The organism is candidate division WOR-1 bacterium RIFOXYB2_FULL_36_35 (genome assembly GCA_001771505.1).
GTDB lineage: Bacteria > Margulisbacteria > WOR-1 > XYC2-FULL-46-14 > XYC2-FULL-37-10 > XYB2-FULL-36-35.
Genome location: MEUA01000020.1, coordinates 1 through 11984 on the forward strand (window position 1 = coordinate 1; position 11984 = coordinate 11984).

8 protein-coding genes, 1 tRNA gene and 2 pseudogenes are annotated in these 11984 nt (G+C 36.8%); 4 read left to right on the forward strand and 7 right to left on the reverse strand.

All coding sequences use genetic code 11. From position 1 onward, the window contains the following. Both A2290_07040 and A2290_07045 read left to right on the forward strand, forming a co-directional pair. A pseudogene (locus A2290_07040) lies at nt 1–259 on the forward strand (rubrerythrin). 43 nt (nt 260–302) lie between these two features. Beyond that, the gene (locus A2290_07045; GenBank protein OGC15412.1) at nt 303–944 is read left to right on the forward strand and encodes a DNA lyase; all 642 of its coding nucleotides are present in this window, start codon (nt 303–305) and stop codon (nt 942–944) included. Between the two features lie 28 nt (nt 945–972). Here the strand turns inward: A2290_07045 and A2290_07050 are convergent, their stop codons facing one another. Beyond that, the gene (locus A2290_07050) at nt 973–1569 is read right to left on the reverse strand and encodes a thiamine-phosphate diphosphorylase (protein ID OGC15413.1); all 597 of its coding nucleotides are present in this window, start codon (nt 1567–1569) and stop codon (nt 973–975) included. Between the two features lie 68 nt (nt 1570–1637). Beyond that, on the reverse strand, nt 1638–4382 hold the full coding sequence (locus A2290_07055) for an isoleucine--tRNA ligase (GenBank protein OGC15406.1): 2745 nt from the start codon (nt 4380–4382) through the stop codon (nt 1638–1640). An 85-nt stretch (nt 4383–4467) separates the two neighbouring features. On the opposite strand from A2290_07055, the gene A2290_07060 reads away from it, so the two are divergent. Further along, nucleotides 4468–5169: a hypothetical protein gene (locus A2290_07060; protein OGC15407.1), complete on the forward strand. Its 702-nt coding sequence runs from the start codon at nt 4468–4470 to the stop codon at nt 5167–5169. On the opposite strand, the gene A2290_07065 is transcribed toward A2290_07060, so the two are convergent. The 3 genes from A2290_07065 to A2290_07075 are packed head-to-tail and all read right to left on the reverse strand — an operon-like array spanning nt 5166 to nt 9579. Continuing rightward, the gene (locus A2290_07065) at nt 5166–7628 is read right to left on the reverse strand and encodes an endopeptidase La (protein ID OGC15408.1); all 2463 of its coding nucleotides are present in this window, start codon (nt 7626–7628) and stop codon (nt 5166–5168) included. The two genes, A2290_07060 and A2290_07065, sit on opposite strands and share 4 nt — an antisense overlap. After that, complete coding sequence (locus A2290_07070) at nt 7629–8255, reverse strand: ATP-dependent Clp endopeptidase, proteolytic subunit ClpP (GenBank protein OGC15409.1); 627 nt, start codon at nt 8253–8255, stop codon at nt 7629–7631. It abuts the gene before it with no gap. A 31-nt stretch (nt 8256–8286) separates the two neighbouring features. Continuing rightward, on the reverse strand, nt 8287–9579 hold the full coding sequence (locus A2290_07075) for a trigger factor (protein OGC15410.1): 1293 nt from the start codon (nt 9577–9579) through the stop codon (nt 8287–8289). A gap of 92 nt (nt 9580–9671) precedes the next feature. Here A2290_07075 and A2290_07080 point away from each other — a divergent pair, with 92 nt between their 5' ends. After that, nucleotides 9672–10787: a hypothetical protein gene (locus A2290_07080; GenBank protein OGC15411.1), complete on the forward strand. Its 1116-nt coding sequence runs from the start codon at nt 9672–9674 to the stop codon at nt 10785–10787. A 132-nt stretch (nt 10788–10919) separates the two neighbouring features. On the opposite strand, the gene A2290_07085 is transcribed toward A2290_07080, so the two are convergent. Next, nucleotides 10920–10996 (reverse strand) — tRNA-Pro (locus A2290_07085). A 187-nt stretch (nt 10997–11183) separates the two neighbouring features. Next, nucleotides 11184–11984 (reverse strand): annotated as a pseudogene (locus A2290_07090) (hypothetical protein).

Below are 11984 nucleotides of genomic sequence, written 5' to 3' on the forward strand. Positions count from 1 at the left end.
AAAAATTGCAAAAGAAGAAGGGTTTGATGATATAGCAACAATATTTACGGAAATAGCGGAAGTTGAAGAACAACATGAAAAAAGATACAGAAAACTTCTTAAAAATGTGAAAGAGGGGAAAGTTTTCAAAAAAGATTCTGTTGTAAAATGGCGCTGCCGCAATTGCGGTTATGTGCATGAAGGGGCAGAAGCGCCGAAGATGTGCCCTGCTTGCGCGCATCCGCAAGCGTATTATGAGGTTTTGGCGGAGAATTATTAAAAAGGTGTCAAGGTTTCAAGGGGTCGAGGCATCAAGAAAAAAATTGTTAAAAAATATAAAAAAACTTTATTTTAAAGAAAAAGAAAAGATTGAATCAAAGTTAAAAGAGTTTAAAAATATTTTTGATAAAAATGGCAAAGACGAGCTTTTTTATGAGCTTGTTTTTTGTTTGTTGACCCCGCAATCAAAGGCAAAAAGCTGTTGGGGGGCAATAGAAAATCTCAAGGCAAAAAATCTGCTGAAAAATCCTCACGATAAGAAAATTGCAAAAGAGCTTCAACGAAAAGTCCGATTTCACAATAACAAAGCAAAGTATGTAGTTGCGGCAAGAGAACTTTTCTTAAAAAACGGAAAAGTTGATGTCAAATCAAGTCTTAAGGAATTTGAAAATACAAAAGCAGCAAGAGAATGGCTGGTTGAAAATGTCAAGGGGATGGGGCTTAAAGAAGCAAGCCATTTTTTGAGGAATATCGGATTTGGAAAACATATAGCAATCTTGGATCGGCACATTTTAAAGAACTTAAAACTGCTTGGCGTGATAAAAGAGATGCCAAAGAGTTTAACTCAAAACGTTTATTTTGAAATAGAAGAGAAAATGCGACGGTTTGCGGAAAAACTCGGCATCCCGCTCGATCATCTCGATCTTCTCTTTTGGCGCAAAGAGACGGGGGAGTATTTTAAGTAGATTGACAGAATAGAAGCCCTATTATAGTCTAAGGCTTGATTTTTTCTATCAAGGTTTTGACGGTTTTTTTTATATCATAAGCGTGGGTTATTCCTGTGACCATAGCTATTTTTTTTGCTCCGGATTCTAAGATTTGATCAATATTATTTTTGTTTATTCCTCCCATTACGGTAAAAGGGATTATTAAATGGGAGGAGATTTCTTTTATGGCTGTAACTCCCAAAAAACCTGAAAGTTTATCTTTTGTTTTAGTTGGGAAAATAGGCCCAATGTTTACATAAGAAGCTCCGTTTTCCTGAGCAAACAATGCTTCTTTTAAATTGTGGGTGGAAACACCGATAAGAAGATTAGGGGCTATTTTTCTTGCATCAATAAGTGGCATATCTTCCTGGCCAAGATGGACCCCATCAGCATTGTATTTTAACGCGATGTCAACAGAATCGTTTATAATCAACAGGGCATTATATTTGTTTGTCAGTTTTCTAAACTCCAAAACATATTGTTCTGGATTTTTTTTGTCGCGAAGCTGAACTATTTTTGCGCCACCTTTTAATATCTCCTGCAAAATAAAAATAGGGTCTTTTTCTGCGCAAAAATCCGGGCTTATAACTGGATAAATGCCAATTTGATTGAATTTTTCAAGGCGTTCTTCAAGAGATTTTTTTTTCATATATTGAGATGGATGCAATAAAATTAGTTTAATAATTTTACAGTTTCAACGCATCTTTCACATAAAGTGGCATGTTCATTGTTTTGCCCGACACTCTCTTTAACTTGCCAGCATCTTTCGCATTTTTCTCCCGGGGCAGGGGAGATTGCAACATCAAAATCTCCCTCTTTTATTTCTACTTTTGATACTATAAAAAAGATTTCCAAAGTTTTTTTGTATGATAAGAGAAGTTTAAGTTCCTTGTCTTTTGCCAAAATTAAAACCATCGCGGAAACAGATGAGGCTATCTTTTTTTCACTGCGAGCTTCTTCTATTTTCTTGTAAACCTTTTCTCGTATTTCAAAAAGCTTTTCCCACTCTTCTTTTGACGCTAAATTTTCAAATTCTTTTTTATCCCTCGGCAAATCAAGCAAAAAAACACTTTCTACTTTCCACTGTACACTTTCCACTGTACACTTCTTGTAGTATCTATAAATATCCTCTGCCGTAAAGCTCAAAATCGGAGCCATCAATCTAAGCAATGTTATCAAGATTTCATTAATTGCTGTTTGTGCGGATTTTCTATTCTTAGAATCTTTTTTATCGCAATAAAGCCTGTCTTTTGACATGTCAAGATAATGTGCGCTTAAGTCTGTTACACAAAAATCATATAAGGCATGATAAACAATATGAAGTTCATATTGTTCATAGGCTGAATTGATTTTTTTTATCAATTCGTTAAGTTTTGTTAATATCCATTTGTCGATCTCTTCCAAATTATCTAAGGCTAATGGCTTTTCAAAATCCGATAAATTGCTTATCAAAAACCTGCAGGTGTTCCTGATTTTTAGATAAGCATCTTGTACCTGTTTTAAGATTTTATCGGAGGCAGCCATATCATTTCTAAAATCGGTTGATGCGACCCAAAGGCGCAAAACATCAGCCCCATATTTTTTTATAACATCAAGAGGATCTATGACATTTCCCAGGGATTTACTCATTTTTTTCCCTTTGTCGTCTATTGTAAAGCCGTGTGTCAAAACAGATTTAAACGGAGCTTTTCCTTTTACTCCGACAGATGTTAACAGGGAAGATTGAAACCATCCTCTGTGCTGGTCCGATCCTTCAAGGTAAAGGTCTGCAGGCCAGGATAATCTTGTTTCTAAAACTGCGGCATGGGATGAGCCGGATTCAAACCATACATCGAGAATATCTGTCTCTTTGCTAAATTCAGAATTGCCGCATTCACATTTTATTCCTTGTGGAAGGATCTCTTTTGCCTCTTTTTTAAACCAACCGTCAGTCCCTTCTTTTTTAACCAATTCCTGGACAGCTTTATTGTATTTGCCCCCAAAATGAACTTTTTTGCATTTTGTGCAGTAAAAAGCAGGAATTGGAACTCCCCATGAGCGTTGTCTTGAGATGCACCAGTCGGGACGGGTATTTATCATTCCTCTAATCCTATTTTCACCCCAGCTTGGGATCCATTTTGTTTCTGCAACAGCGTTTAACGCCTTTTCTCTCATATTGTTGTGTTCTACAGAGATAAACCACTGTTCTGTTGCACGGAATATTACAGGTTTTTTACATCTCCAGCAATGGGGATATGAATGTTTTATAAATTCAAGTTTAAGAAGATTTCCATCGCTTTCAAGCCTTTGGCCTATTATCTTGTTTGCTTCTATGATGTTTTTCCCGGAAATAAAATCGGGGAGAGTGTTATCAAAATATCCTTTTTCATCAACTGGCATTATTATCGGAAGTTTGTAATTTAATCCTACTTTATAATCTTCCATTCCGTGTCCTGGAGCAATATGTACAAGTCCAGTTCCTTGTTCCAGCGTGACATACTCATCAAGAACCAGGATAGAATCTCTTTCAAGAAAGGGGTGTGCGGTTGAAATTCCTTCGAGATTTTCTCCTTTTGTTTTATCTATTATTTTATAATCTGAAACGCCAAATTTTTCCATGACAGCTGTTACAAGCCCTTCCGCTATTATCCAGATTTCATCGTTTACATGGACAAAAGCATATTCATATTTAGGGTGGGCTGCAATTGCAACATTTGCGGGCAATGTCCATGGGGTTGTTGTCCATATTATAAAGAAAACAGGATTTTTTAAACTGACCGATTTTGAGTCTTTAACTTTAAATTTAACATAAATCGACGGGGATTTTTCATCTTCATATTCGAGTTCAGCTTCAGCAAGAGCTGTTTCACAATTTGGGCACCAGTGAATCGGTTTTAAGCCTCTATAAATATATCCTTCATCTGACAGTTTACCAAAAGTTTCAATTATTTTTTCTTCATATGGAGGATCAAGGGTCAGATAGGGGTTGAACCAATCTCCCAAAAGTCCGAGTTTTATCGATTCATCTCTTTGTATATAGACAAAATTCATGGCATAATCGTGGCATCTTTTTCTGAATTCTAAAATTCCGATATCATGCTTTTTGTCTCCAAGCTCTTTTAGTAATTGGGTTTCAATTGGAAGCCCGTGACAATCCCAACCTGGTATAAAGGGGGAATAAAATCCTGACATCGACTTATATTTAATGACTATATCCTTTAATATTCTGTTTATTGCATGGCCAAGGTGAATATGCCCGTTTGCGTAAGGTGGACCGTCATGTAAAATAAATTTTTCCTTCTCTTTGTTTTTCTCAAGAAGTTTTTTATAGATTTCATTGTCAGTCCAGAACTTCAAAAACTCCTCTTGAGCAGCATTTGAGTTTGCGCGTATAGGAAGATCGGTTTTTGGCAAATTAAGAGTCTGTTTAAATTCCATGACTATATTTATTTTAGCATAAAATCGTTGAATAGTTCTAAAAATAACAGGAAAATGGTGTTATAATATATAGAGGTGTTTTAATATGTTAACAAGATTCTTTGTGAGAACTGTAACTTTTGTTTCTTATGGTAAAAATACTTTAATTGCGCGCCGTGAAAATGCTATAAGGTTTTTAAGGGAAAACATGCCTACTTGGACCATGAGCCCGTTTTGTGATGGTTCAAGAAATCTCAGGTTGTCTAATATAAAAGCCTTAAGGAGTTTTAAAGGGGAAGAATCCGTTCATGTTTTACTTGACTATGCTGGAAATAATTTTGAGGTTTTTCCTTTGAGGATTGAAGCTATTCGTGTGTTGAGGCATCTTAATGATACGGCAGCCATAGATAGATTGGAGCAAATGTTGGATAGAAATGTTTTTGGCGTTAATCTTTTTGGTTCTGAAATAGCGTTGACACTAATAAGCTTGAAAAATAAAGGGAGAAAAAAAGGCGGCGAAGACAAACTTATAGCGTACATAATGTTACAAAAAGCTTTTAGTGATCCTAAAAACGCAGATTTATATTTAGAAAAAATCAGGCATTTAGGCCGGGGCGCGGCTCCAGCCTTAATAAAAGCTTTAAGGCAGAATGATTTATCTTTGAATATGAAAATCAAACTATTGGATATTTTTCAAAGCTTTAATTTGTTGGATGATGAGGTTATCAGTTCCTTGCGAGGCGCTTTATCTCATTCCTGTCTTTTTCTAAAAATTGATGAAGTGGTTCCTTTAGAGATTCAATTTTAAGCAAACATTTGGTCGTCAAAAGGGGGAGTTTTTTCTTCTTTTGGAAGATCTTCGGTTGGCCTTCTATAGGTAAAAGGATCTAAGGTTAAAGCCTTTCTTAAAACTTCATCGGCTTCTTTGGCAAGTGTAAATTTCATGTCTTTTGGCAGCTCTTCTTCTATTTCCTTCAAATCTTTTTCATTTTCATAGGGGAGAATTACCTCTATGATGCCGGCCCTTCGAGCCGCGAGAAGTTTTTCTTTTAGTCCGCCGATTGCAAGTACTTTGCCCCTTAGCGTTATTTCTCCCGTCATTGCAACATCTTTACGTGCCGGTATTTCACACAAAGAGGAGACGAGGGCTGTTGCCATTGCAATTCCTGCGCTTGGCCCATCTTTTGGGACGGCTCCTTCCGGAACATGTATATGAAGATCAAGCTTACGATAGAAGTTTTCATCAATTCCTAATTCATCACACTTTGATCTTACATAACTCATGGCTGCTTTGGCCGATTCTTGCATAACCTCTCCCAAATGTCCGGTGATTGTTAGTGTTCCTCTCCCTTTCATTGTTGTTACTTCAATAGGGAGAGTATCTCCTCCTACTTCAGTCCATGCGAGTCCTGTTGTAACCCCCATCTGGTCTTCTTTTTCTGCAAGGCCATAATGATATTTTGGGGCTCCCAGGTAAAAACTTAGATTGTCTTTATTAACCAAAAAAACTTTGTCTTCTTCTTTTGTTTTTATAAGTTGTGTTGCTATTTTACGCAGAACTGTTGCTATTGTCCTTTCAAGATTGCGGACTCCGGCTTCTCTGGTATAACTTTGTATCATTTGAAGGAGAGCATTGTCTTCTATTTTTGCCTGCAACTCTTTTAATCCATGTTTTTGTATTTCTCTTGGCAGCAAATATTCTTTTGCGATATGCAGTTTCTCTTCTTCTGTGTATCCTGACATTTCAATAATTTCCATCCTGTCATGAAGAGGGCGGGGGATTGGCTCTATTGTGTTGGCTGTTGTTATAAAGAAAACATCTGATAAATCAAACGGCAAATCTATATAATGGTCGACAAATTCCTTGTTTTGTGCGGGATCTAATACTTCAAGGAGGGCTGCTGCAGGGTCTCCTTTAAAGTCCATTCCCATTTTATCCACTTCGTCCATAAGAAAGACAGGATTTGCAACTTTTCCTTTGTTTATGTTTTGTATAATTCTTCCCGGAAGAGCTCCGACATAGGTTCTTCTATGTCCTCTGATTTCTGCTTCATCGCGGATACCGCCTAAAGAGACATGGACAAACTTTCTTCCCATAGCTTCGGCGATGCTTGATGCGATACTTGTTTTTCCAACTCCCGGGGGGCCAACAAGACAAAGGATTGACCCTCCTATTTGTCCTGTCAGCTTGAGAACTGCGAAATATTCTACAATTCGCTCTTTAACTTTTTTTAATCCATAATGATCTTTGTTTAATTTTTCTTCTACTTCTTGGATGTCTATTTTGCTTTTACTCTTTTTGTTCCAGGGAAGATCTATTAACCAATCAAGATATGTCCTAATTACCGTTGCTTCGGCTGACATGGGGGTCATTTTTTCCAGGCGATCCAGTTCTTTTTTTGTTTTTTCTTTTACGTTCGCGGGAAGTTTTGCTTTTGCGATTTTCTTTTTATATTCATCAATTTCCGGACCGGAGGAAAAATCTTCCGACCCTTCTTCCGTCTCTTCTCCTAATTCTTCTTTTATGGCTTTTAATTTTTCTTTTAAATAATATTCTTTTTGAACTTTTTCTATCTGTTTTCTAACTTTACTTTGCAAGTTTTTTTCAACTTCCAGGACTTCAAGCTCTTTTTCTATGATTTGGCAAAGTTTTTTTAGTCGGCTTTCCACTGAAATAGATTCCAAGATCATCTGTTTTTCGTCTATTTTAAGGGTTATGTATGAAGCAATAAGATCTGCTAGTCGTCCAGGCTTATCCACATTTATTATGGACATTAAAGTTTCAGGCGGAATTCGTTTGTTTAATTTTACATATTTTTCAAAGAGTTTTATTGTGTTTTTGATCAGCGCTTCGATTTCAGTTGTTACCCCTTCCGGTTCTGCAATTCTGCTGGCCAAAACTTTGTAGTAGGGTGACTCTTGTGTAAATTTTTCTATTTTAATTCTTGAAATTCCTTCTACTAATATTTTTATAGTTCCGTCAGGCAGCTCAAGCAGTTGTACTACTTCACCAAGTGTTCCTATCGTGCAAAGATCTTGAGACGAAGGATCTTCTACTTCTTCATTTTTTTGCGATGAAAATACGACGACTTTTTCTCTTTTAAGCGTTTCTTCAAGGGCTTTAATAGATTTGCTGCGACCGATAAATAAAGGGACTATCATTTGAGGAAAAACAACAATATTACGTATGGGAATTAATGGAAATTCCTCTTTCCATGTTGAAGTATTTTCAGTTTTATCTTTATTTGATTTTTTGTTTGAAGTCATCTATTTTGATTTTTTATTGCCAGAAGAAGCATCTTTCATTGATGTTATAACTTGGTCTATAATACCATATTTTTTTGCTTCTTCTGCTGACATATAAAAATCACGGTCGGTGTCTTTTTCTATTTTTTCTAACGATTGACCTGTATGGGTAACAAGAACATTATTCAAAAGTTTTTTGATTCTTAAAATTTCCAGTGTTTGAATTTCTATATCTGTTGCCTGTCCTTGCGCGCCTCCGAGAGGTTGATGTATCATAATTCTGGAATTTGGCAGAGCATATCGTTTCCCCTTGCTCCCCGCGCATAAAAGAAGGGCCGCCATGCTAGCTGCTTGTCCTATGCAAATTGTTGTTATGGGGCTTTTTATGTACTGAAGTGTGTCATAAACGGCAAGCCCTGCTGTTACAACCCCTCCTGGTGAGTTTACATAAACATTTATATCTTTGCCGGCATCTTCAGCTTCTAAAAATAAAAGCTGGGCGATTATAAGGTTTGAAATTTCATCATCGATTGGGGTGCCGATAAATATAATTCTTTCTTTTAATAACCGTGAAAAGATATCAAAAGAACGTTCTCCTCTGCTTGTTTGTTCGATGACCATCGGAATTAACTGGGAAATTTCTTTCATATTGAGTCCTCCTTATTTATTCTTACAAGTTTTAGCTGATATTCGCGTTGCTTATTAAAAAATCCAGAGCTTTTCGCCTCAATATATAATCGTTTACATATCTGATAGTTCCTTCTCCAAGTGATTTTTTATATTCTTCCGCAGGAATATCGTTCCCCTGTGCCATAAGGGCTATTTCGGTGTCGAAATCATATGGAGTGACCTCTAAGTTTTCAACTTGAGCAATTTTTTTTAATACTACTTTCCCTTTGGCCCGGGATGTTGCCGGCATCTTCAATTCATTGCGCAACTCTTCTTCCGTCTTTCTAATGCTTTTCAAATAGTTTTCCAGGGTTAAATTGCTTCTGGACAAAGATGCTTTCAATTCATCTAGCATTATATCTATTTCTATGTTGATTAGACTTGAGGGGAGTAAGACTTCTGCATTTTTGGAAACTCCATCTATTATTTGATTTTTTAAATCAGCTTCAGCTTGGTCTTTTTTTTCTTGTTCCATGTTGATTCTTAACTCTTTTTTTAGTTCTGCGAGAGTTCCGAACTCACTAACTTTTTTGGCGAACTCATCGTCAATAGGGATTAGTTCTTTGTGTTGGATCTTTTTGACCTTCACATTAAAATCAACCTCTTTTAAAGCGACCTCTTTTATATGATAGGTTTCATTGAATTTAATTTTGAAAGATTTTTCTTCACCGGCTTTCAATCCTTCTATATTTGCATCAAACTCTTCATTTATAAGGTTTTTGCCAAGGGGGAAATTTTCAACCTGTCTTGGCCAGCTTTTAACATCTATCCCTTCAACCTGCGCCCCAATTTCGAGTGTAAGGTTATTGCCCTTTTGTGTTGTTGCGCTTTCGGTTTTTACGTCTACAAATTTAGAGATACGATCTTGAATATTGCCTATAGCATAAGTTACTTCTTCTTCTGTAACTTCAGTCGATTTTTTGTTTATTTTAATTCCTTTATATTCGCCAAGATTTATTTCAGGATAGACATCTACTTCTATTTTAAATAAAAAAGGCTCGTTTTCTTCGAGTTTTATTATATCGACTTTTGGATAGTCGACAGGATCAATGTTGTGTTCTTTAATAAGGGCAGGATAAATATCGGAAATCATGTTTTGGGCAGCTTTATCGTTTATTGCTTCGGGATTCAGATTTTTTTCAATAATATTTTTTGGGGCTTTCCCCTTTCGAAAACCGGGAATTGACATCTCTTTGGCATAATTATCAATAACAAGTTCTCTCTCTTTTTTAAAAGTATCAAATTCTACTTCTACTTCAAGTATTTGGGTATTGCCGTTTTTCTCTTGTTTAAGTATTTTCATATTTAAATTATAGCTTATTGAGGAAAAAATCGCAATCTCTCAAGCTGCTACTTTTTTCTGAGATTTTAAGGCTTTCGCACCATTCGAAAAAAATGGATATCATTTCCCTTGAAATTTCAATAGCCTTTATTCGAAAGTATTATGAAATGATATATAAAAAGGTAGTATCTTTTGATTTGGATAAGACAATAGAAAGAAGCCCGATAAAAGAGTTATATCTAAGCTTTGAAGAGATAAAATCTTTTGAGGATGTAACTTTAATTGAAAAATTTATCGCAAATGTTATAGCCTATGGATTTCCTTTTACAAGGAATATGATTCACAGATCTATGACCGACTCTACTAAACTTGCTGCTTTTGGTTGTTTTTTGAAAGGTTTAGTTCTTTCTTCGGTTGGTAGTATAACTGAGATGATTCAAATTCCTGCATCAACATTTAAAATGGGGAGTACTAATTACGATGATGAACAACCGGTGAGAGAGGTAACTGTTTCTGGCTACAGTATAGGTAAATACCCTGTGACAAACAAGGAATTTGCCGTGTACCTTAAAGATACAAAACGAGAAGTTCCGGAGACAGTATCAAATCCTGAAAAAGCCAATTATCCAGTAGTTTTTGTGTCATGGTTTGGTGCTATTGAGTACTGTAACTGGTTAAGCGAGAAACAGGGGCTAGAGCCTGTTTATACTATTGCTTATACTATGAAGGGCGATGCCCCCTGTTCTGGTCGCTGTGTTAGAGCTGGTGAATGTATAAAAGTAATCCTTGGGGCAAATTTAACAGGAAAAGGATACCATCTTCCAACAGAAGCTCAATGGGAACTTGCCGCAAGAGGAACAGATGGCCGTAAATATCCGTGGGGAAATGATTTTGACACATCTAAATTTACATCTAGTGTAAATGGGAAAAAAGAAGAGCCAGAACCTGTGGATTCTCACCCTGAAGGAGCCAGCCCGTTTGGAGTAATGGGAATGGCAGGAAATGTTTGGGAATGGGTAGCTGATTGGTGGGGTGACAGCTATGATCCTACTCAGTTGATTAATCCTAAAGGGCCTAAAGATGGTAGTCAGAAAGTATTGCGCGGTGGTTCTTTTGTGAGTGGCAGACAGGAGAGCTTCCGCGGCGCAAAACGGGTCCACAATTATCAAGAGAAGAGCTTCTCTGACTCTGGCTTCAGGGTGCCAGGGACTTATAAATTACACTTTTAGAAAATATAATGGCGGCGCGAAAGCCGATAAGCTGTTCCGAATGTCCGTCACGTGGTTGTTCCGGTTCGGAGTGTGTAGGCCGACTGCTGCATTGTTCCAGGAATCGCCTCTGAATTTTCAAAATGTCTGAATTGGTCGGGGTGATAGGATTTGAACCTACGGCCTCCTGGTCCCAAACCAGGCGCTCTACCAAGCTAAGCTACACCCCGTTACAAAAATAATATGAAGACAAACTCTGTAATAATTTTTGGCGCTTGAAAAATACATTATACCAAAATTTTACCTTTATGTTAACCTAGATTATTCACTCCGATTAGGAAATCGGGGTTCATACCTGGGAAAATTTCCAACATTCTGCTAGAATTCTGTTCGTCTATGAATCATCGGGGTTAATCTTTATAAATCACTTGATAATTGTGCAAAAGAGTCTTTTGTAATGATATAAAAATCTTCTTCGAGCGTAATATTTCCAAGCTGGTCTACCTCTCCATAATCTACATATTGGCTTGAAAAAATTGCCGGCGGCTTGGTTATTTTCATTTTACGACGGACAGCAAACTTTTTTAACGAATCAAAACCTGCGGATGATGGAGTAAGAATAACAGCAGGAACAAATTCAGTAAGCTTTATTAAAGCTTGCGCAAATATCCGATCCATGTTGTAGCCTGTCCCATTATAGCCGGCATAGACATATGCTCCTTTGTTCATATAAAGAACGACCGCGTTTGCTACTTGGTTCCCTTTTGGAGCAACAACCTGAATAAAACCCGCATTGGCTTCTGTTGCGTGGACATAAGGCATCTCTCTGTGGATACCTCTAGGATTAAAACATCCGGGAACCCCGACACCTGAATAAGACTCTGTAAACAGATCTTTTTTAATTGTTACCCGAAAGATTCTTTCAGTTAAGTCATCTAAAATTGGCTGCCTATCCATTTCTCTGACTGATTCCAGTATATATCTTAAACGATTCTTCATGTTGGCTGTTAAATGAAAGGATCTTTCTATTATTAAATCGGCAAATTCCTTTGCTTTTTGATAGCTATCTAAATTGTCGGCATATTGCAAAGTAATTTCTCTGCCTTCTATCTGCGTGATTTTTGCCAAAAGAGCTATTTCAACCAATTCAAATGTTGCGGATAGTATCTGTCCTCTTTTTTCTTCCTGATTTAATCCTTCCTTGGCATGAGCTTTAAA

Excerpts from the sequence above, each read along its gene's own strand:
- A2290_07055 (OGC15406.1), bottom strand. The coding sequence starts at position 4,382 with ATGGAATTTAAACAGACTCTTAATTTGCCAAAAACCGATCTTCCTATA.
- A2290_07060 (OGC15407.1), top strand. The coding sequence starts at position 4,468 with ATGTTAACAAGATTCTTTGTGAGAACTGTAACTTTTGTTTCTTATGGT.
- A2290_07065 (OGC15408.1), bottom strand. The coding sequence starts at position 7,628 with ATGACTTCAAACAAAAAATCAAATAAAGATAAAACTGAAAATACTTCA.
- A2290_07070 (OGC15409.1), bottom strand. The coding sequence starts at position 8,255 with ATGAAAGAAATTTCCCAGTTAATTCCGATGGTCATCGAACAAACAAGC.
- A2290_07075 (OGC15410.1), bottom strand. The coding sequence starts at position 9,579 with ATGAAAATACTTAAACAAGAGAAAAACGGCAATACCCAAATACTTGAA.
- A2290_07080 (OGC15411.1), top strand. The coding sequence starts at position 9,672 with ATGGATATCATTTCCCTTGAAATTTCAATAGCCTTTATTCGAAAGTAT.